Consider the following 23990-nt stretch of genomic DNA (forward strand, 5'->3'; position numbering starts at 1 on the left):
AGGAATGCAAACAACTAAAAATCCTATAATTAATTGTCGGTTCATCATCACCAGTTATCTGTTCTGAAAGAAGATACGGGTAATCCCTCGGTCCCGAAGAGATCCCCTTCCACATAATTCTCAAACGCATAGCGTACGGCCACAGGCTCCTTCACCATATCCGCTTTCACATACACTTTACTTCGGCTTATCCATGCTTCGGCTTTGTGGAATTGCCTGTCGCTTCCCGCTATTGTAAAATGATTCAATTCACCGTTCAATGCGGTGATCCACATATCGGTCCTGTCGAAACTCAGGATGACCGTATCTCCCCGGATCTCCATTTCTTTGTAAACGGGCGAGTCTGCCGTAATTCCTTCGATCTTATAGGTTTTTGCCAGAGCCTGTAATGCCAGCCGCTCTCCGGGAACCTGCTTTTTTGCGGGATGGATCCCCTTTTCCGATCCGGCATCCAGCAAAACCACCATTCCCGAATTTTCAATCGCTCTCTCCGCATTCAACTGCGCTTCCCTCAAATAAGCCGAATTAATCACCTCTTCCCCTTCCGGTGTGACCAATGCATAGTCGTACGGGGCTATCTGGCAATAATAAAACGGAAAAGGGCCTTGATCCCATTTTGATCTCCACCCGTCCACCATGGTTTTAAACAGGTCGGTATAGTTGTGATAACGGTCATAATTGGATTCTCCCTGATACCAGATCACTCCCCGGATTGAAAAACCAACCAGCGGAGAGATCATCGCATTGTAAAGCGTCGTGGGCGTCCTGTTTTTCTCCCTGATATCGCTCTCCTTTTCCGGCAGACGGACTTCCGGGAATGACTGTAACATATCTGTTCCCATCCAGCCCTCAATCCATGATCCGCCCCAACTCGCACAAACCAGTCCTACGGGAACATCGAGTATCTCCTGCAGCAACCGTCCGAAATAGTAGCCGGTAGCGCTGAATTCTTTTACAGAAGCAGGGGTTGCCGGTGCCCATTCGCCTGTCACATCTTCCTGGATAGCAAGGGTTGAATTTCTTTTTACCGTAAACAGCCTGATCCGGGGATTGGCCGATTTCAGGATATCCATATTGGCATTCTCTACCGGCTGGTTCTTAAACCCTTTCATCGGCATCTCCATATTCGACTGGCCGGAACAGAGCCACACTTCACCGATCAGGATATCCTGCAGGGTAATGGAATTGTTTTCTTCTTTAAAAGTGATGGAATAGGGTCCGCCCGCCCCAGGTGTTTCAACCCTCAGCTTCCAGTACCCTCTGTTATCAGATTCGGTCACATATTCTTTATTGTTCCAGGAAGTGACTACAGTGACCCGGTTGCCGGCGGACGTCTTTCCCCATAAAGGGGCATTGGTCTGCTGCTGCAGTACCATGCCGTCGGAAATAAAGGCCGGAAAAATAATATCGGCCTTTACTGTTGATCCTGCAAGAAACAGCAAACAAAAGAATATTGCTTTTAGAATTTTATCCATCCCATTCATTTTATTTGTTACTCAGCTTTCGTATGTATCTTTGGAGAGTATATATGCAACTAAAACGGAGACCTTTAGATATTTTGTGGGGACCCATAACTCGTGAAGAGCGTAAAAAGAGTAATTGTTTGAGCGAAGCGAGTTTTTACTCTTTTAGCGAATGAGAGTTATAATGGGTCACAAAATATCGCCAGACGAATGTTTTAGTTGCAATCATACGACTTGCGAAACTTGAGTTTCCTATTCTATTCTGAAACCACGAGCGTCAACGGGCCCAGCAAGCCGGATGTTTGCAGAGGTTGGTTTTCAATCCAGTAACGGGCATTTGTCCAGATATGTCCATCTGTGATCTGCTTGTCATGCACCCCTTTTATCCTGTTGGCCCATCCGTTTACAACTCTTACTTCCAGGGCATTATCACCCTCTCTTACAACTTCTGTCACATTTACTCTATCCGGATATGTCCAGACGGATCCGCAATATACATCGTTTACATACACTTCCGCCATATCGTGCACTTTTCCTAAATCCAACCGGATATCCTCTTTATCCAAACCTGTGTCTAACTGGAAATTGGTTGTATAAATGGCCGTCCCCGCATAGTACTTCACGCTCTTATCCTCCTCCTTACTCCAATCGAATAACTCTTTTACGGTATAATGCAACGAGGGATCCCGTTCGAAAACAATGTTCCACTCTGCTGTCTCTAATGGTATTGTCCGGGATGCTGTAACAGCGTCTATCTGTGTATGCGAGGTCGGATTCCGAAAGACAATAAAAACCGATTGATGCGGGAAGAGTTCCAGACTTATATGGGTTCTTCCGTTTTCAATGCTCCATTTCTCTATATTTTTTATTCCACCGGTCACAGGATCCCATAACTCGGGTTGTTTCCCTGCGCATCGTAAAGAGATATTCAGATTCCGGTTCTCCTCTTTCTGATTCGATATAAAATAAATATCCATTCCCTCACTTGCCCGATGTGTCCAGGCAATCTCTTTCGCTCCATACAGGTCTACATCCTTCTCCAACCCAAACTGACGGAAATCCGGTTCATGATAGGGCAACAGATATGCATCGGAAACCGACCAGATCCTGTCCGTAAGCTCTTTCAGGTTTTCGGTTGCATGCTCTTTATTATGAAAAGAAGGTGTTCGGGACGGTTTTTCTCCCAGCAAGACAATAACGCCTTGCTCCTGTATCTCCCTGATTTTTGATGCGACCTCTTCACTCATATACTCACCATGAGGCGACAGACTATAGGGTTTCGGAATAACCAATATACTGTATTCCATACCTCCCGGAAAGACAAGCTTTCCATTTTTCACCTTCGCATCATTCAGCAGCGCATCCCGGTTGAAAGAGTCGTATGCATATCCTCTCAACGCATCGATCCAGTCTCCTGCATCCGTCACTCCTGCGGAATGCGTAACACCTACCGGTTTTACCCTGAGGGGTTGTCCTACATTCGCGATTCTCTTCTGTTCCGCTTTCACTTTCTCTTCGCCAAAGATCCCGGGCAGCGAACTTACCAGTCTTTCCGGAAGGAACGCCCTTCGGGGTGTTTCCTCTCCTGTAAAGACCGCAATATCCACGACGGGATGGCCGGACTGTAACAATGTCTGGCAACGTTTTATATAATCGATCCATGCTTTGCCCTGCTTCCACCAGGTCTGGTCACGTTGAAAATAAAGCCCGATCCCGTCGAGCGTTACTCCGGGATACTGATCCATAAAAGGATTGTGCACATAGACATGGTGAAAGACCTTATTCAACCCCAGTGCATAATTCCTGTCCAACAACGGTTTAACCATCCTCGGGTTTTCATTCCACATGGTACGGAGTTGGGTGAATCCTTCACCCTGGATGATATTCTTTCCGTAAATACGTCCCCCGGAGATGGCATCCAGCATATCGTTGAACTTATCGTGGGTAGGGCTATCCAACCAGAATTCACCCATGGGCCTGTCTACCATCCGGTAGTGCATCATCCCGTCACTTACCATGGTGGGCGAAACACACTCTGCCGATAATTCACAATCGTATTCTTTCGCAAAGCCGGCCAACGTATCATAAAACACCTCTACCACCAACTCGGCAATGGTCTGACGAATATCGTGCAGGATACTCTCCGTAGCTTCCACACTTCCTACCGGTATTCCGGTATAGACCAACAGATGGGGTGAAAGGTCATATCCTCTGCGCTCTTTGAATTCGCTCAGGAAGTTTTCCGACCAGTTCTGACTGCCGCACTCCCAACTGTCTACATGCATATATTTGAGCACCTTCCGGGCAAGCACCGGATCTGTCTTGTGGAAAGCGGCACCAAACCAGTTCTCCAATTGGATCCTTACTACCTCCCTGCTGAATTTATCACATTCCAATCCTCTTCCTGCACCACCGGTAGCATTGGTATGCCCTGTCGAAGTGTGGCCCATCCGGATTATTCTCCATTTTCCGGAAGGAAGGGTCGTACTTAAATCATTATTTTCCAGTGAAGAGAGGGGTATCTCCATCACATCTTCGGGGTTCACACACGCTTCGTCCGGTATCTCGTCGGATGGTGTCCTTTGGGCTACCCGCCATACCAGTCCGCTTTTCCCTTCATGGTGATCAATGGCCGCCTCACCGGACAAAAAGATATGGTTGACCCTCAGGTTAGGCCTCCACTTAGCGGCATCCAGATCCTCCGCACCCGGTTCGGTGCCGGCAGGATCCCAGTAAAACCGAAAGAAACGGGCCTCTGTGGCTGGAATAGAATAGGTAAAGTTCTCGTCGGTGTTTTGCCATCCCTGACGAGGGGGAGTCAATTGTTTGATCTTGTTGAAACGGATACCGTCATCGCTGGCATACACGGCCAGACGCTGCGCCTGAAAATTGTTCCCTCCCGGAACAACCTGAACCGATCTACAGAGGAAAGGGGTATCAAAGGTGTATTGAATCCAGCAGGGATCAGCACTTCTGAACGTTCCGGAAGCCTCCCTGTCGGCCAGATAAGCGGGATTTCTATCCTTTGTGTCGGAAGTCACCACAGGTTTTTTATCATCCAGGGAAATATCGCGCGTAACAGGAATTGCATAAAGAGCAATATCCCTGTAAAAACCTTCATAACTCTCAGGCTGCGGGATGGGCAGTTGGTCCACTGCCCCACCGTCGATCACCGTGTCACTCCAGACCACTTTCTGCATCGACTTTTCAGGCGTGATCCACGGTCCTCCCGCCAGCGCAAATCCGTCACAGATATGCATTCCCAGTTTCAACCCCAGCCGGTCTGCCTCCTCCATGGAAAAACGGACCAACTCCCACCATTCGGGGGTAAGCTGGTCATAAGCGGGCGAATAGTCAAACGTTTTATTCTCGGCCGCGCTCCTGATAGGCATCAGATAAGCGCCACCCAAACCGATCTCCTGCATGGCTTCCAGGTCTGCCGTGATTCCCTCTTTTGAGACTGCACCATACATCCAATACCAGAATGTCCAGGGAGCGGCTTCTTCCGACAGGGGATTACGAAACTGCTCTTCCAGATTGGTCTTTTGCACAGCATTACCACAACCGATCATCATCGGCAGCAACAGGAATGTTGTCATCAACAGGCATAATTGACTTTTCTTCTTGCTCACAATCATCAATGAAATCTTAAAATAATTCTTCCGCTTTTGTCCCCGTTCGCCCACTTTGGTTGTGACGATGGCCCGATAAGATCGGTCGTATTTACTTTGTTACGTACAGGGGGAATTACATCCAGTATCGATATTCCGCTGTCGGGGAAAGTATATAACAGGGCATCCCTGCCGTCACGGGGCTGATAAACACCAATATATGCATCCGGCGTCTCATTGGAGATCGAGATGACCCCTTCCTGCGTCTCAATATTCATCCAACTGCAATTGGCAAAATAACCCTTGAATTCGGGATAGGTAAATGATTCACCGGGCACCGGGTCGTTATATTTATTTTCCCAGACATTGTAAGTTGTACCGTGAAGCCTGTTTTGCCAAACCCGGTAAGGGCCGTCTCCGAGCCATCGCTTACCGACAACTTTTTCCTCAGGATAATCAAAACGAACACCCATCATATCTACCACCCCATTGAAATTATAGGTATAATTCAATTCGACTGTACCATCGGGCATCACTGTCCATGCCGCTTCTTTCATATTCCCCAGTTTATAGAGAACGTGCAATGTGCGCCTGTCACCCTCTTCACTTACAAAAACGGTATCGAGACGGGCGGCATCCTCAAATTCCTTGTATATCCTCTCTGCGCTTCTGGCATCCGGATCATCGTGATTGTAGAATTGATCGAACGACCGGTCTCCTCTCCGGACACCGAAAAATCTCGGGCCATTGCCAAAAGATATGCTGCGCCCATCCGCTTCAACCTGCTCTAAATAACCGTTTCCCTTATTAAAAGTATATTTCCTGCCGGATGCCGAGAGGATGATATGATTCGCTGTTTCATCATAGGATGCCCTGGTACCGCTTTTGCTTACCTCCGCACTGCTCTTTTCAGTTCCTTCGATTCTCCAGCTCCACCGCCAAAGCTCCTCTCCGAATTTATCGATGACCGTTACAAACAAACCATTCACCTTATCACTGAAGGGCGGCATATTGATCGACATTACTCCACTCTCATGCGGGGCGATATCACTTCCCCTGAGACTACCGCTTCGTATGACGGAAACATCGTCCCCGGCATTGAATACGGAAGGGAACGAAACCTGTTCCCATTTAAAGGTACACGCATTCAGGCTGGTAAAATCATACCGGTTCTCTACAACAAAGTTGCCATCGAAATCTTTTCCGATACGTTCATTCATGATCTGTACGGGCGACCAGATCTCTTTCACGGTATAAAAGCTGCCTTCCTTTTCGTGATGGGGTCCCACAATACCATCGGCCGCATAATTACCCTGGTTATCGATCCGCCCGTCTTCATCTACCCTCTTTACGCCTTCATCGGCAAAAACCCATAAAAACGCTCCGGCACAACGGGGATGATTGCGCATCATCTCCCAATAGTCGTATAATCCTGCACCATGACCGCCATCGTACAATCCATGCAAAATCTCGGTGGGCATGAATATCTCCGGCAAACGCAGATATTCCTGCGTTTCGCCATACGAACGATAGTGCATTGTTTCAAAGCCTCCGAAATTACCTTGCGGATGCAGTACAGGACGTTGTTGCGGGTCCCATCTGTGATACTCACCATCCAGTTCGGTATTCCATCCTTTTTCATTGCCGTTGCTCCACCAGATGACAGAGGGATGATTCACGTCGCGGGTAACCAGTGACTCTACCAGCTTTTTCCCGATAGGCGTATCGTATTTACCATGCCAGCCGGCCAATTCGTTCATCACATACAGCCCCAACTCATCACAGGCTTCAAGGAACTCCGGATCGGCAGGATAATGGGAAAGCCGGACAGCATTCATATTCATCTCCCTGATCAGACGTACATCTTCGTAATTTTTTTCACGGTCCAGTGTGCGGCCGGTTTCAGGACGGAAACTGTGCCTGTTGATTCCCCGGATATTCACCTTTACACCATTGATATAGAGCCCGTCACTTTCTCTGACCTCTATGGTTCTGAAACCGAATCGCTCTTCAGTCTGATGAAGGATCTCACCCGCATCTCCTGTCAATGAAAATTGCACTGTGTAAAGGTTCGGGGTCTCGGCAGTCCACAATGCAGGAGTCGGTACATGCATGGAAACGGTCGTCCAGTCGCTTCCTTTTTTTATTGGCGAGACGGTCTCACGAACCTTACGGCCTGCCGCATCGAAAATCTCTGCTTTGATACTCAACGCGTCCGACACCGCATTTCCCAGATAACATTCTGCTGTAAATGATCCGTCGGCTTCTGCCTTGATGGCGGTTCTGTGAATATGCCGGACCGGTTTGATCTCTAAAAATACAGGACGGATGATCCCGCCGAAATTCCAGTAATCGGCTCTCCGTTCCGCCAGATTCACACTTGCGTTCTCCGATTCCTTTTTTACGGTTACTTCCAACAGATTCTTTCCACCGTATCTCAACTTATCGGTCACATCGTAGGAAAAACGGTAAAACCCACCCTGATGGGTTGGGCCGGCTTTCAATCCGTTTAACCGAACTTCGGTGTCGGTCATCGACGCTTCAAACACAAGCCGGATATGGCGGTTTCTCCATTCTTCCGGAGCTTCAAATTCGTATTTGTACCTCCCTTCTTCTTTGGCAATTCCTTCGGGAAACGGTTTTCCATAAAAAGAGATCCCGTACTGAAACTGTCCGAAACCCTGTGTTTCCCAGCATGATGGAACCTTGATGGTAGTCCATTCTCCCGAATTCATACCCCCGGTAACATAAAAATCCCAGTCTACCGCATCATCGGCGCCTTTTCCGGAGAGATACTCAATCACCGTTTTCGGGGCGCTTTTTTGTGCGTACAAAAAAGAAAAGTTCGCAGCCAAGAGGATGCATACTACGTAGCATAAAAGAAATTTAGTCCGCATAGAAGTAATCGTAAGTATTTTAAGTTTCGTAATTCGTGTAATTGCAACTAAAATCTCCGACTGACAATATTTTATGACCCATAATAGTGCTCGCTAAAAGAGTAGAACTCGCTTCGCTCAGACAACTACTCTTTTGACACTCATCAAGCACTATGGGTCCCCATAAAATATCTAAAGGTCTCCTTTTTAGTTGCATACACTATTAAATTTGCATACGAAACTTAAGTAAGTATATAATATCTGTTTTTTGAGAGACGTTTATAACCGTCATTTGTACCCATCTACAACTCTCCGGGCGATAAGGGCGCCTGTGCCGGTGAAATCGTAAAGTGCAACCGATGTTCCTTTTTCTCAATCGCATAACGCTTTAAAACCCCGGGACCGCAACTGCTGTTTCCCAATCCTAACTGCCGGGCATCGATTGACAGGATCGTTTCAGGTCTGGGTTCCAATTCGTAATTATGTCTTACTGCGGCAAGATCTGTTGCCAGATAGTGCAGTGCCGACGCAGAAAAGGGAGTATCCCTGGCACTGATGCGTATTCCTTTCCCATCGGCATCCGTGAGCGTAAGCAGTTGAATATCTTCCTTGTTCCCATTTTCCTGCGGGACAGGATAATTCACAAACTGTTCCGTAACCGTTGATTTCCACAAACCTACAGGTGAAGAGTATTTTCTGTCGGGATAATTTTCATGCGGTCCGCGGCCATACCATGCGTAATACTCCAGGTTGGCTTGCAGCGACAAGAGCACTCCCAGGCGGGGCAATTCCGGCAATTCACCCGTCGGGGTAAATTGGAATTGTACATCTATTGTACCATTGCCGGAGATGGTATAGGTCGCATGGGTAATAATACTTCCGTTCAGGTATGAATCACGTTTAACCGTAACGATACGGATCCGGTTATCCTGCGTTCTTTCCCATTGTACCGACTCCGTTTTGGTTACCGGACTATCCATCCTGTTTTTTTCCCAGTCCGACGCCAGCCAGTTCCCAAATCCTCTGTCGTTATCCACCGGCGCCCGGTAGGCCTGGGTAGAAAATTGAGACGGCAACTCGCTGTTGTCCGCGAAAATCTCTTTTCCGTCATAGTGCAATGAAACGGGATCACCCTTTTTCAAATCCCATTTAATCTGGAAATAGTCATTATAAATGGAAAGCAAATCACCATCCACAGAGGTTATGATGTTTCTACTTGTCTCTGTCCTACGGTTATTCTGGCGACCGGTCAATCCATCCCTGAGTGTAAACTGCTCCCATGCTACTTCAAACCCTGCCTCGGTCAAACGATCGCCTTCTCTGAGCAGAAAGTTTACCATAAGCTGTACATCCCCTCTCTCAGGAATTGTTCTTTCCGGACGAAGATCGACAACAATCGATTCACCGGGTAATACCGGTACGGGAGAGATCTCATGAGATTCTTCTTTTTTCCCGTCTACCGATATGCTCCATTGTATATCATAACCGGAGAGATCGACATGATGGTGCCGGTTGGTGATCTTTATCCGCAACGGATCCCTGTCAATCAACTCGATGAGCACAGGCTGATACACCTTTTTCACCTCCAGATATTTGGGCGTGATTTCCCTGTTCGAAAAAAGGACTCCATCCAGACAGAAATTTTTCAGGTTGGGTTGATCTCCGAAATCACCTCCGTAATTCACGATCTCTTGTCCCTCGGCGGTTTTCGTAATAATTCCATGATCTACCCATTCCCAGATAAAACCGCCAAGCATTCGCGGATTACTATAGATTTCATCCCAGTACTCTTTGAAATTCCCCATCGCATTCCCCATCGCATGGGCATATTCGCTGGTCAGGACAGGCCGGTTGTCGTTGGTTCGCTCCGCGATACTCAGCAGCCGTTCCCAACGGGCATTCTCTGCCCTTTCCTGGCTCTCGCCTTCCGGTATATTGGGATTGAGATATTCTTCCTGCAAACGTGTGTAAAAGCGACTGATCATATCCACCGTGCCGGGGTCATTCTCTTCCCCCTGTGCTCCCTCATAATGAATGGGACGGGTTGGGTCGAAATCTTTCAGCCAGGCCGAAATAGCGGCGAAATTGAATCCGTATCCCGACTCATTTCCCATCGACCATACCACGATAGATGGGTGATTCCGGTCGCGAACGGCCATCCGCACAGCTCTGTCCATAAAGGCGTGTGCCCACTCCGGATCACTGGCCAGGATACCCCGCATACCGTGTGTCTCGATATTGGCTTCATCCATTACATACAGTCCATACTCGTCACACAATTCGTACCAGCGTGGTACACTGGGATAGTGGGCCGTACGTACGGCATTGATATTGGCTTGCTTCATCAGCTTTATATCCTGTATCATGCGTTCTTCGGTCATCACTTTTGCCGTGTAGGGATCCTGTTCATGCCGGTTCACCCCTCTGAACCGTACCGGTTTTCCGTTCACAAGAAACTGTCCGTTCTCGATTTCGACACTTCTGAATCCGACCATTGTAGTGATCTGCTCTACGGCTCTGCCGGTTGAGTCGTTCAATGTTAGCAGAAGCGTATAAAGAACAGGCGTTTCGGCTGTCCATTTCCCGGGATTCTTAACCTTCGATTCCAACCAGGCAAACTTCCGGATGCCGCGTTGCGGAAAACGGTCGTTCATCACGGCTGCCCGGTAATTCAGGTTCAATATGGGCGTCACATCCTGCGATAGATTGGTGTCGAACACCGCCTTACCATCAGCATCGTACAATTGTGCCTGTACGGTATATCCGTCTTCCTGTTGGTCGTCATACAGCGCCAGTGCAGGGCTGATTTGCAGCGTCGCGTCCTCATAGTTTTCATCCAGGATGGTCCTTACTCCAAAATCCCGGATACGGATATTTTCAGTGGCATAGAGGTAAACGGAACGATGGATACCGCCGAAACGCCACATGTCCTGGTCTTCGAGATAACTCCCATCGGAATATTTATATACTTCCACGGCGATCCTGTTTTCTCCGCTTTTCAGGTAAGGCGTGATCCTGAACTCGGAAGGCTCCATACTTCCCTGGCTATATCCTACCCTTTCTCCGTTGATCCATACGTAGAATGCGCTCTGCACTCCTTCAAAATGAAGGAAAACCTGTTGCTTTTCCCACCCGGCGGGAAGAGTGAATGAGCGGCGATAGGAACCCACTGGATTCCTTTCTGCATAGGATGTGTAAGTCTCTCTCGGCTCTTTGGTCACATAAGGTGGATCAATCTTGAATGGATAGCCTGCACTTACGTAAATAGGTGTTCCAAAACCGTTTACTTCCCAATTGGCGGGCACTGGAAATTCAATCCAACCGGAATCATCAAAATCATTCCGATAAAAATCCACCGGTCGTTTTTCAGGTGTGGGAACCCAGTTGAATTTCCATTCACCGTCCAAAGAGAACATCCTGTCGTTCTTTTCTTCGGCATAGGGGATGAAAGAGGCCCTGGCCGGCTCCCTGTTTATATGCAGTAGGTGATGATTCTCCCAGTCGTTTTGCGCAAAGCACGGGAATAAAACAACTGACAAAAGAAGAAAAAACAGCAATATGGATACTCGTTGCATTTATTTTTAATTTAGATGGGTCACAAAATATCGTCAGTCGAAAATTTAGTTGCATAAATACCAATACTTTAACACTTTATTGTACAGTCAGAGAATTCAATCTCAAACCGTTCATATTTTCCGACGACAATTCTACTTTATAACGCCCGGCATTGATATAACCACCGGTACTTGTATTCAATGTACGCCATTTCTCATTTTCCATCGGGAAAGTGATCAAATCATCTTTCAATACCGTTCCATCTTCAACGATCAGTCTGAATCGCACCTCTTTGGGCGCGCCACTTGTATTCATATAGGAAAATCTGAAGGCGTAGATATTGGCTACACCGGTAAAAACATCCCATGTAATAGCGCCTTGCCTGTCACCTGTAAAACCGATTGACGTCCTGTTTCTCACCTCACTCTTTTCTGTGGTTCCGTCGATATCCGCTTCTTCTGCCGGATACAGGGTCGCTGTTCTGCCGTCATCTCCTTCCGGCAATGTTTCTACAGGGGTTTTGGCAATTCTGTCGATATTATTCCATGACCATCCTGCAGCGGGGGATACTTTTGCAGGCTCAATACCGGGATATTCGGAAGCAATGGCTATTGCTGAGATTACCGCCTGCCCTGCTTTTACTTCCGGAAAGGAGATTTTCAGTTCACCTCCCACTATTTCAGCATCGATCACCTGTTTATATGCCGTGTCATGTCCTGCTTCTGCCCATATATCCAAATCGTCTATATAGACGGAGTCGTTGAGTGCAACATCAAATATCCGGTATCCTTCACAATCATTGTTTCCACCAGTGCCATACCAGGGTTCTGCAAAATAGAGCTCCACCCTGTATTTTCCGTCGGGAAGAGGAAAATGGTATGCCAGTTTGTGACGGCCATACCGAAACTGTCCGAACAGTTTCCAATCCCTGATACCTTTTATCGGATCTGTGGTATAACGTTGGCTTCCCTGGTAAGGATTCACATCTTCAAAATCATCCGCCCAGGAGACCGAACCCCAGCTTCCATTATCCTTCCTTGCAATATCGGCACTCCACTCCTGTCCGAATTCATCCACATAGGCATCTCCACCGCAATTGACACGATAAATATAATGATAACCCTCTTCCGCCTTTAATATCGGCCGGGCATCCTGATAAAGCTTCTCAAAATTAGGGGATTGTTCCAGATTATCCAATACGAGACAGTCTTTTGCTACCGGCTTGCCATCCACGTAGCCAACGGCATAAAGCACATTGTACTTGATATCCGCATTATTCCAAACGAAGTGTGTACCTTTGGCGCCTCTTTTTTGCCGCCCCAGTGATTCCGAGTGGATATCATTAAAAAGTTCCACTTCATCGCAGTTTGAAAAGACACGTATACCATCCTTTTTTCCGGGCGAACTCCATCTATCGGCCCAGGTATGGGATACGATATAAACCATAGGATCTGCTTTTGGCGGGGCATAGTTCGAGCGGTACATATAATATACATCCAACGGCTCTCCCCATGATGTGAGCAAACCCTTATAGTTTACCGGCCCTATCTTGTCGATGACACGGTATCCCTCATCGGGATGTCTTCTTCCGGGATTGTCATGCGAATTGAATATCCATTGAAATTGTCCGATGACGCTGTCTCTCACGGTTTCTGCCAACCGCACCTTCTGCTCCATCAACAGGGACATTCTGTCTTCACTCCAGGGGCCATCCTGTTCGAAATCACCTTCGGCATGAAAATCGAGAGAGCGCCAGGCGCCATATTCCCCGTTCAACAACTGTATTTTCAACTCATTGGCATAATTATCCGGATCGCCTCCATAGGTACCCGACCAGTTCTGTACAACGTTCCAGTCGGTCCCCTGACCACCGTTACAGGTTGTAATGACCCGCTGGACGGTTGCCGTAGGATCCATATCCCGGATAATGGCGACGCATTCCTCGGCAAATTCTTTAGGAAGCACGCTCTCATTTTGTAATCCCCACATGATCACCGACGGTGAATTTCGCCGCTCTTTTACCCATTGACGAAGCAGTTGTTTGAAGTTTTCCCGGAATTCCGGCGTATCATACCAGATGTGGGCAGAAAACTGCGGCCAGAAAAGAATACCGTTCTTATCCCAGGCCTCCTTATACAACAGGTTATGAGGCTGATGGGCATCCCTGAACGCATTGAACCCGGCATCCTGTATCTGTCTGACCCTTGCCTGTATCTCTTCTTTCGAAAAAGCATGCGACTGTCCGAACCGGTGTTCGTATTCAGCCGTACCGTTCAGGAAGAAGGATTGACCGTTCAGATGAAAAGTGGGATCACCGTCATTTCGTATAACCGGCCAACTGACTGTTCGTATTCCGTAAGGGGTGGTCACTTCATCTGTGGTGGCCCCGTTTCTCTTCAATACCGATGCAAGCCGATAAAGGTATGGATCTTCCACAGACCACAGGCGGGCATCTTTTATTTCAGGACTGACCTGTTTGATAACCCTGGTTTCACCCGGTTGCAGCATAATCGTGTCGGATAAGCGGAATACAGCAATGCCGTTATCGTCGTTCAATCTGGTGACCAGTTCGAATGTTTCTTCGTTATCACTATAATTTTTTATCTCTGTCTCGATATGTAACAACCGGGTATCGTTATTCCAGATATGTACACCAAACGGCTCTATTCTGACTTTATCGACTACCTCCAACACCACAGGACGAAATATCCCCATCGGTTGCGATCCTTCGGAGAAACCCCATTCGGAAGAACATCCTCCGCATACCCAGGGCATATTGGTGATAAACGACGGATGTTCGGCTTTCACCGTAAGGATATTATTCTCCCCTTTATTGACAGCATCCGTCACATCCAGCGTAAAAGTAGTTCTTCCCCCCGGATGGCGGCCAAGATCTTTTCCGTTTAAAGAGACCGTAGCATAGGTGCCAACCCCTTCAAAACGGATAAAAAACCGTTTATCGGTATCATATTCCGGCAAAAAGAACTCTTTCATATACCATGCATTTCCATGCCTGTTTCCATGAAGATATTGGCGATAACCATGATAATCATCCCAATTGTGAGGGATATCCACTTTTATCCAGTTACTATCCACGGTAAAAGCATCGTACTGACCACTGTTTTCTTCCGCAGCAATGGTATACCAATCCTTATCAAGTGCTATAATCCCTCTTTTCCCTTTCTGCTCCGGTTCGGGGAATCTCAACTTTGACCGCCCCACCGGCCTGGAGACCGCAACCGCGATCCCCCGCTGGTCATGCTCATTGACGGCACAATAAAAATGATACACAACGCCGTCATGCTTGATCAGGTAAGATTTATGAGCGAACAGGTTGTCATAGTCTTTCGAGGGTACAATCAGATCATCACCATTCCAATCGGTCCAGTTTACCAGATCATAGGAACAGGAAAAAGTATTGAATGCTTTGTATTTCCGGTCCGCACGAAATGCTCCAAAATAAAACATCACGTACAGGTCGCCCATCTTTTGAATGTGTGCGTCACCGGTGATCCCCTCTTCATGAGAAAAGACGGGATTATTCTCATAGCGTTCCCAGTTGACCATATCATCGGAATAGGCAATACCTATTCTCTCGGCCTTCACATTGTTTTCCGGATTGATCCCGCCGGCGTTATAGAACATAACAAACGGCTTACCGAATTTCCCGGTTTTATCCCAAAACACGCTGCTTTTATATTGGATGATATTTTCGAACCATTGCGCCTCTTTGTCGTTCGGCGACATCCCGGGTCGATCGAAACCCTGCCATTCATGGGCTACGGAAGGATCCTTGTCCGTGTAGGCAACCCCTATCTTCAACGGGCCTGTCTCGTACCCCCTTTCGGCTCCCCCGATATAAGTCATCCAATACTTATTATCGAAGGTATTCAATTCGTAGCTGCCGCCCCAGGTATGATCTTCCAATGCAGGATAGCCGCCACGCTGATTCTCATCCCACTTTCCATCACGAAAAGAGAGTATCCGTCCCAATGTTTTCCACTGTAACAAATCGTCACTTTCAGCCAGCCATGTCTCATATCCCCGTCCATCTTTGCCGGATTGACCATCATAGCGAAGATAGGTCATATACCATTTATCACCCTTGCGGAAGACGGTGGGGCAATCCATTTTCTCGTTATTTGTTCCGGGAGCGATCACCAGTCCGTATTTATAGGGTGTTTTTACCTCCTCATATACTTTCTCCATCTTTGATTGCGGAACAACCGTTTGGGAAAGGAGATGTATACAATTGAGAGAGGTCAGTAAAAAGAGAATTATACTTGGATACAATCTTTTTTTATTTATATTCTTCATTTTGCTCATCAATTATTTTTCTATATGTGCAGGTACTGTTATTACATATCTTACAACCATATGCACGTTTCCTCAGGTTGCGTCCAATACCTATAATCCCACTCACTGATTTTGCCGGAATCATAAGAGAGGAGTCCGTGAGAGTCACACCTACCGGATTTCTGCCAATAAGTGAAAACAATTTTTTCTGCTCCTGCAGCTCCCAGTTACAGTAGCCCGGACTGTATCTGTTGCTGATATGCATGCCCCTTTGCCGCATTTCATCGGAAAGCACCTGTTGAACATGATCCATCGCCTTTTCCACTGTCAACGAACCGATTGCATCAAGAAGGTATGCCTCCATGATATTCCCCTGTTGACTCTGCTCATTGATCATATCCGTGAAAACCGGCCCTGCACTACAGACAAAAAGAGCCATGGAAGAAGCTTCTTTGAGATAACCTGAAATCTGGCGGCCTATTTGTAATTCAGTTTGGTCGATCTGTACACTACCCTGTTTCACGGAAACAGGGCTGTTTTTTTTTATCAGATAACCTCCTGAAATTCCTTCTATATATTTCAATTTTTCCCTTATCTGGTGGACGAAAATCTTTGCAGGGTGTTCATCTTCTATATCGGTTGATTGAATAAAACGGAAGATTTCGCCCGAAGCAGGTCCGACTTCCCGAAACGCAAACTGAAAATATTGAAATGTATCCGACATCTGTCACCTCCTTCAGATAGAGCGATTAAACTCTTCTACAGCCTCCAAAAAAGCGCGAATATTTTCCAGCGGGGTTTGTGGAGGGAGATCGCATCCGCTGGATATCACAAAGTTAGGATAATTTTTTGTACGATTTAATAGTTCCAAGGTCGACTGTTTTACTTGATCGGGATTGGACTGTTTGAACAAACTTACAGGATCAAGGTTTCCCATCACGATCAAGTGGGGAGGGCACTCACTCAGTGCTTCCGTTATATCTATCGCGTTGCCGAAATGCAAAGCATTGGCACCACTCTCTATCATTGCCTGGGTACATTGGCCGCTATTGCCGCAATTGTGGAGGATGACCGTAAAATTATCATCTTGCACCTCCTGTACAATTTGCTTCACAAAATCGGACGAATAGAGACGGCAATCCTCATCCGACAATAGTCCTGCAGCGGGTTCAGCCATAATAACACCGGCAGTTCCCGTACTTTTCATCGCTTTGCAGTAGTCCACCAAAAAGGCACTACATTTCGAGAGCAGCAAGAGAATTGTCTCCGGCTCGGTATAGATTGAAACCATTATTTCTGACATGTCGTACAACCTGCCGGCTAAAGAAAAGGGGCCGATACATCCTGAAAAGAGCGTTCTCTCCTTGATATTACTGACACACAATTGATTTGCCAGCAGATAAGCAGGCAGACGCCCCTGATCCAAAGCCGGCACTTGCAGTTGCTCCACGTCGGACATCTCCTTCAATAATCTTCCCACCACGCGCGGTGTTTCATCCTCAGGCATATTCACCATTGCACCAAATGCTTCGGCCTCCACTGTCAGATCCATCATGGAGCTACAGGTCGACAGATGGAATGTTTCAGACGCCGCTCTGATAGCTTCATACTGCACCCTTCCATCAGAGACCGCACTTTTTACCGTGGCACCCATCAGTTCAATTCCGGGATGGGTGATCAATGGAAAGGCCTGTCGCCTCTTATGGTTTAACACGCTGTCTATCCACTCTTTCATTACTTTGTCAATTAGTTATTCATTTTTTGGGATTGTAAGTCTAACCATATAATGCCTTCTCTGGGATTTTTTCCATATGCATCGGCACCGATAGAGGCAGCAAAAGCAGCAGTGAGTGGTGCGCCTCCTACAATCACTTTGGTAGCGGGTGAAGCCTGCTTAATGGCTTTGATCACCGGTTCAATGTTCACCATTGTGGTGGTAAGTAGTGCCGAGATACCCACCACTGCATCGGGATATTCTTTTACTTTTTCCACGAATGCCTCTGTGTTCACATCTATCCCCAAGTCAATCACCTCCCATCCGGCTCCTTCCACCATCATACTCAATAGATTTTTACCGATATCATGTAAATCTCCAAAAACGGTGCCCACAATAAAAACTCCTTTCCGTTTGACAAAGCCGTCAGCAAAGTAAGGCTTCAGATGGTTCATGGAGGCATTCATTGCTTTTGCCGATAGCAACATTTGTGGTACGAAGATTTTTTTCTCCGTAAACTTTTCTCCTACTTTGTTCATGGCAGCAATCAGCGCCCGGTTTAATATTTCATCGGGATTTACTCCTGCTACCAATGCTTCTTGGGTGATCTCATCGGCACCGGGTAGTCCCTCCATTTGCGGAGGATAAGGCGAGTTGATATTAATTTTCCCGAACTCCACACACTCAAATAATTTATTAATCAATTCCAACTTCATACTTTTTTATTATTGATTGAGTCGCCTTTAAAAAGTATATTTTTTCAATTTTGCCCCATCCAGAAGTATCTGTAGGGCGTTATTTTTACTTAAATTCGACTTATTCAAGTGGACTCTTGATTCAACTTTTGCAAGTCGTATGATTACAACTAAAGCATTCAAGAACCAAGAAAGGCATTGACCTTCCTAATTGAATATGATATAGACCATGACCATGACAAGAATTAATACCAGCCAGACAATTTTTACAGATCTGTCTACTTTCACGGGGCGATAATCCAATAACCGGGCAGTATCGTCGCTTTTATCGAACAGAGAATAGAGAAAGAGAAACAGACATAGAATGACAAAAATCAATGCGGAAACGTAGAGATAGTGAATCCCCTGAAAAACCACATTGCCGTAATAGAGCAGTCCCGTCCCCAAACTACACAGTGTTCCTGCAGAGAGTACCCAATTCACGGCATTTCGAGATGTTTTTTTCCACAGTACAGCGGACAAAAAGGCAGCTGCCATGGGCGGAGCCAGAAATCCAAGCACCGACTGAAAAATATTGAAAAAGCTCAACCCCCGGATAGAGGAGATACCGATAGCGAGAAAAACGGATAATATTGCTCCTGTCAATACCACAATCCGTCCGATCTTCTTGATCTCTTTCTGTTCGATATCGGGTTTATACCTCTTTATAATATCCATTGTAAATACCGTACTCAATGAATTGAGCGCCGATCCTATTGTACTTATCAGTGCAGCAAGCATTACCACCACTACCAGGCCTGTCAGTCCGATCGGAAGCACGGCCTGGACCAGGGAGAGATAGGCATCGGTGGAGTTTGACAGATCCGGAAGAAGGATAAACGCCAGAATTCCCGGGAGGATGAAAAGAGGTATATCGATCAGTTTCAACCATGCAACGAAATTGGCACCTTTTTGTCCCTCCTTAAGATTTTTCGCACCCAGTACCGATTGAACCATCGATTGGTCAGTGCACCAGAACCATATACCCATGACGGGATAGCCTAACAGAATGGCCAGCCATGGAAAGTCTTTGTCTTCTAACGGCTGGAACAGTTTCCAGTATGTAGGCGGTGTGGCCTCTATCACACTTCCTATACCTCCAATTTTGTGCAAGGCCAATACCACTAAGAGGAATGAGACACCAATCAGCAGGAGCATCTGAAACACATTGGTATAGGCAATTGTCTTCAGTCCTCCGGTAATCACAAAAAGGGCGGAAACCAACACCAGTAGAACGATACATAACCAGAGTGGCAGATCCAGTATCTGGGCCATGAATATACCTCCGGAGAAAAGTGTCAGTCCCAGCCATGAAATAAGCGTTGTAACGACTGTATACCACGCAATGTATCGCCGCGATGTATCGCCAAAACGTTTACCCATATATTCCGGGAGGGTGGTCACTTCTGCTCCCAGGTAGCGGGGTGCGAAGACAAAAGCCAACAGAAAAATAAAAAGAAAAGCGTACCATGAAAAATTACCGGCAACAATACCGCTCTCGTATCCGCTGCTGGCATTGGCAATTAACATCGAAGGACCCACGTTGGTACCCCACATGGTTAAACCAATTGCCAGCCACCCCAGGGATTTATTGGCAAGGAAAAGGTTGTCACTTCTGTTTTTTTTACTGAAGCCGGACCAATAGGCTATGATTCCAAGGAGAATAAAATAGGCTATGATCACAGCAATATCTACTGAAGATAATTGTATCAGGGCGTCCATGCGGTATTATCTGTTTTTATTGTTTATCTGTACTTATCGACAATTGTCAATGCTTTCTCAATCTCTCTTTCAGATTTAAAATCCACATTAATATGCAATCCCTGATTGCCCACATGATCAATCAGCGGCTCCAGTTCATCCAATGTCACCCAGTTTATCATAACAGATTTTCCGGCAGCAAGGACACGCTTATACAAATCGTACCACCGGGAATTTCCCCCTTGTGGTTGCCCGTAACCCGGTGCCCATTGTACCCCGTTCAGCTCTTTCAACTCCAATACGGCATCCAGATGGCGGATGGCATCTACCCCATCGAGATGATAGAGTGTATAATCAATTTGCCTGGTCTGCTCCTCCAGGAAAGGGAGACAAAAGTGTCTAAAATCCTCTTCTGAAATCATGATGGAGAGGTCGACCTGTAGTTTAGATACTTTCCCCGGTGCCCAAAGCGAAAAGTAGCAGAAAGCCATCTCACCCTCCATATTGATGATATCATAGATGCGGTCGAAGACATCAAAATAAACTTTGTTTATTTCCGCCAACTGCTCCAAAGTCCTCTCAGGCTCAAGGATGAGGTCTACCAGCACGTTGTCGGGTCCTTTCAGACTGGCCAGCACATCCAATCCCTCTATCAGGTCAGGACAGCCCACCATATATTTTCCTTCCGATCTTTTTTTCACAGCACTCAGCAAATCCCGGTGTAATTTCCACCACCGGTTATCTTCATCAAACTGAATTGTTTCATCGAAATCCTTTTTTGGGTGAATCCAGATTGTATCGTCACGCCCTTCTAATTCCGAACCCAGCAAGGAAGCCAAAGATCCCGGTCCCAGTTGTGTGTTTGCTACAGGAAGGATATCTGCCATATAGGAGTTCCGCGACATTCTGTAATGCAGATAATCTGACCGCCACTCCGGATCGAACCAAAACTGGTTGATATCTTTATGGCGCGGAGGGGGTGGAATCTCTTCATAAGGTTCACCTTCTTTGAAGAGATGCTCCCACATCGATAAGACGATACCTTTCCCCTTCCACCAATCCAGGTAATGTTTTTTGGTCTCGTCAAAGTTTGATTTCCATGTCATCATAAGCAGTTTGCAATAATTCAGGCGAAAACGACTTCAATCACTTTACTCAAATCCATCTCGTCCGTACAGGAGACCTCTTCCGGATAGAGTGGAATGATAGCTCCTTTTTTCACAAATACAGGTATCGTATCCAGTGGGACATCGCTATTTCTCAACCATTGGTTGCCTTTAAAACACTCTTTTGTGAAAAAATGGATCCACTCTCCTTCAGGCAGGTAGATATCTCTTTTGTTGTCAGAATTCATTACCGGTGCTACCATCATATTTTCCCCAAAATAATACTGGTCATCAATATGGCGGCAGGTTTTGTCGTCAGGATGATGCAGTATGAGTGCACGCAGCATCGGCATTCCGGTCCGGATTGTGATCATGCTTTGTTGTATAATATAGGGAATTAGCTGGTAACGAAGCCTCCATAATTTTCTTATATTCTCCTTAATTGCGGGATAGTGCCATGGCTCACGTTTACAGGTGCCGTGGTAGCGGAAGTGAGAGGTAAAAACGCCGAACTGTGTCCATCGGATATAGAGATCATCCGGAATAACAGAATTCATAAAATCAGGTACACCATGAAATCCGGGAACATCGTGACTCCAAAAGCCAAAGCCGGAAAGTCCCAGTTGCAGCCCTCCTCTCAGTGAGGCGGCCATTCCGTCCCATGAAGCAGCGGCATCACCTCCCCAGTGGAGGGGATAGCGCTGGCATCCGCTCCACCCGGCCCTTGCCCAGATGATTCCTTCACCTGTAACCTCTTTTGTCACTTCATAGGCCGCTTTCTGATACAACAGCGGGTAGAGATTATGCAGCTTTTCAGCTGTCATACCGTGATAAACAGCATCCAGATGAATATCTTCTCCAAAATCGGTCTTGATACAAACAACCCCCATCTTCAATAATTTCCTAAGCAGCTCCTTATACCATTCTGAGGCCTTCCTACAGGTGAAATCGATGGTGCCGGCATAATCCTCCATACTGAAATTGGAAGCTCCGGAGATATTCTTATTGCTTTTGCTGATATAGTTATTTGCAGCGGCTTCTTCATATTGTTTGGCCTGATGTGAGATATAGGGCAATTGCCACAAGCTTACCCTGAATCCTTTCTTTTTCAGCTTGTCGATAAACTTTTCGGGGTCGGGGAAACGCTCCTCGTTGAATTTCCACTCACAAAGCCAGTCAGTCTTAAACCACCCGGTATCTAAGTGGATCACATCACAGGGATAATCTTCTTCACGCAGCCTGTCGCAGACCTCATTCACCTCATCAGCGGAAAAATAGGACATACGGCTCATCCAAATGCCAAAACTCCATAGAGGGGGCAGCGACGGGAATCCGGTCAGTTGGCGATAGCCGCGTAGGATCTCTTCCGGATGGTCCCCTCCGATCAGGAAGAGATCAATAAGCGGTTCATCTGTCAGAATTTGTACAGAACGTGTAGAATGGTCGGCCAGTGAAAACTTCGCAAATGATGTAGTGTGCAAAAAGAGTCCATAATCTTCGGAAGAGAGATAAAAAGGAATATTTTTGTATGTACGACGATTATTGACTCCCTGTCCGTCCTGATTACGCAGTTGAAAGGTCTTCCCGGCAAGGTCTATTTTTGTAAAGCGTTCACCTGTACCGTAAAAGCACTCATCCGGTTTTGCCTTGATTGAACAGGTAGCTCTGTCGGGCTTTCCGTTATGCTCTACATAGGCCAGGGCAAATGCATCATGCCGTGCCGGGGAAAACATGTCGTATGCAGAAAGCGAAATTTCCTTTTCACCATCAGGAAAAAAACTGATCTGTATCGTATCTTCAGGTGGAGGAATAAGATCACTCCAATGGTCTATCATTGGTTTTGCAAAGCTGACAGCCGCCTTTTTATTTCCGGCGGTATCTTTTACGATCCATTTATCTTCTAATTGCAGGTAAGACAAGGAGGTATCAGTTTTCAGCTCAGCGGCAAAGGAAAGCATTTCGGAATCTTCACTGATTTCATCACCCAGAGAGAGTGAGAGCCTCAAAATTTTATTCCCGTATTTCCTGATACGTAATATATGCTCTTTTTTCCTGTACGTTGTATCGGGCTTTATTTCGTTAGAGTTGTGTTGTTGTTGAAAAGGGATGGAGATATAGATATCCCCTTCCCTCTCTACAATCCGTGTAGGTGTACATGCACGCCACAGTCGGTCGCCTTCGTCCAACAACGGACTAAAATCTAAAAAATCAAAAAGCTGATAATTAGTCTGTCTCATCTATTTCCCGCTTTTTACCTGCTTTAATTCAATCCATACAACACCTTCCGGAGCATTCTCAATTCCTTCCTGATACCCCGCCATGATACTGTTCCATTCATCCACCCGCGGATTATTTTCTGTCGTCTTAGGATTCAGCTCGTCCAGGTTTTCGCCTGCAGGAATGCTGATCACCAACATCAGTTGTCGGCCGTCACGAAAGAGCAGCACCTGTTGAAAAAGGGCATTGCAAAAGCCGTTCGACACCTCCGGCCATTCTTCGAATTGCAGACGGTGATACTCCATATATTCGTCCTGCAATTGGGTATCTGCAATCAGGTTAGCGGTCATAATAGTATGAGACCACTGCGCCGCACTTTTTTTGTTGCAGTTTTTCTCGCGGCCAAAGTGATAGAACGGTTTTGCAAAGACCTTTATTTCCAACCCCTTAAAACGATCTTCAAGTCCGGATTTCACCTCATCCAATCTGTTCTCATCCAGATACAATACCCAACGATTCTCCCAGTTGTATAATGAATTCTTATCGATCCGACACTCTTCGGCATATCGGATCATCTCTTCTTTCGAAATCACAGACCGTCCATCCACAATTTCAATAATGGAAGGAGAAAAAGAACGGTCGTTGGATGTACATGAAACAAGAACGACAGTAACAAGAAAAACAGCGATCGTTTTTATCGGACTACTGAAGGTCATA

Annotated in this window: 12 protein-coding genes; all 12 read right to left on the bottom strand. The window is 46.5% G+C overall.

Features of this window, described 5'->3' with window-relative positions:
- Window positions 1-47: 47 nt before the first annotated feature.
- The gene (locus PSM36_RS13165) at window positions 48-1475 is read right to left on the bottom strand and encodes a sialate O-acetylesterase (RefSeq protein ID WP_083711168.1); all 1428 of its coding nucleotides are present in this window, start codon (window positions 1473-1475) and stop codon (window positions 48-50) included.
- Window positions 1476-1720: 245 nt separating this feature from the next.
- A complete protein-coding gene (locus PSM36_RS13170) occupies window positions 1721-5101 on the bottom strand; it encodes a glycosyl hydrolase (RefSeq protein ID WP_076931317.1) in 3381 nt (1126 codons plus the stop codon).
- Entirely contained in the window at window positions 5101-7971 is a 2871-nt protein-coding gene (locus tag PSM36_RS13175; protein WP_076931318.1) for a glycoside hydrolase family 2 protein, read from the bottom strand. Before PSM36_RS13175 ends, PSM36_RS13170 begins: the two co-directional genes overlap by 1 nt.
- A gap of 281 nt (window positions 7972-8252) precedes the next feature.
- The gene (locus PSM36_RS13180) at window positions 8253-11525 is read right to left on the bottom strand and encodes a glycoside hydrolase family 2 TIM barrel-domain containing protein (protein WP_076931319.1); all 3273 of its coding nucleotides are present in this window, start codon (window positions 11523-11525) and stop codon (window positions 8253-8255) included.
- 76 nt (window positions 11526-11601) lie between these two features.
- On the bottom strand, window positions 11602-15822 hold the full coding sequence (locus tag PSM36_RS13185; RefSeq protein ID WP_083711170.1) for a beta-d-glucuronidase/beta-L-arabinofuranosidase: 4221 nt from the start codon (window positions 15820-15822) through the stop codon (window positions 11602-11604).
- Complete coding sequence (locus PSM36_RS13190) at window positions 15806-16525, bottom strand: vitamin B12 dependent-methionine synthase activation domain-containing protein (RefSeq protein ID WP_076931320.1); 720 nt, start codon at window positions 16523-16525, stop codon at window positions 15806-15808. The genes PSM36_RS13185 and PSM36_RS13190 overlap by 17 nt, the downstream gene beginning before the upstream one ends.
- Window positions 16526-16537: 12 nt before the next feature.
- Window positions 16538-17536: a uroporphyrinogen decarboxylase family protein gene (locus PSM36_RS13195; RefSeq protein ID WP_394333035.1), complete on the bottom strand. Its 999-nt coding sequence runs from the start codon at window positions 17534-17536 to the stop codon at window positions 16538-16540.
- An 11-nt stretch (window positions 17537-17547) separates the two neighbouring features.
- Window positions 17548-18231 (bottom strand): cobalamin B12-binding domain-containing protein, encoded by a 684-nt coding sequence (locus tag PSM36_RS13200; RefSeq protein ID WP_076931322.1) that lies wholly within the window; start codon window positions 18229-18231, stop codon window positions 17548-17550.
- Between the two features lie 186 nt (window positions 18232-18417).
- Window positions 18418-19971 (bottom strand): sodium:solute symporter family transporter, encoded by a 1554-nt coding sequence (locus tag PSM36_RS13205; RefSeq protein ID WP_076931323.1) that lies wholly within the window; start codon window positions 19969-19971, stop codon window positions 18418-18420.
- A 23-nt stretch (window positions 19972-19994) separates the two neighbouring features.
- Window positions 19995-21059, bottom strand: a complete 1065-nt coding sequence (locus PSM36_RS13210; protein WP_154671029.1) for a hypothetical protein — start codon at window positions 21057-21059, stop codon at window positions 19995-19997.
- Between the two features lie 17 nt (window positions 21060-21076).
- Window positions 21077-23293 carry a glycoside hydrolase family 31 protein gene (locus PSM36_RS13215; protein ID WP_076931325.1) on the bottom strand — a complete coding sequence of 739 codons (2217 nt, stop codon included), beginning with the start codon at window positions 23291-23293 and terminating at the stop codon, window positions 21077-21079.
- A complete protein-coding gene (locus tag PSM36_RS13220; RefSeq protein WP_076931326.1) occupies window positions 23294-23989 on the bottom strand; it encodes an L-rhamnose mutarotase in 696 nt (231 codons plus the stop codon). It abuts the gene before it with no gap.
- Between the last annotated feature and the right edge of the window lies 1 nt (window position 23990).

The organism is Proteiniphilum saccharofermentans, assembly GCF_900095135.1.
Classification (GTDB): Bacteria; Bacteroidota; Bacteroidia; order Bacteroidales; family Dysgonomonadaceae; genus Proteiniphilum; species Proteiniphilum saccharofermentans.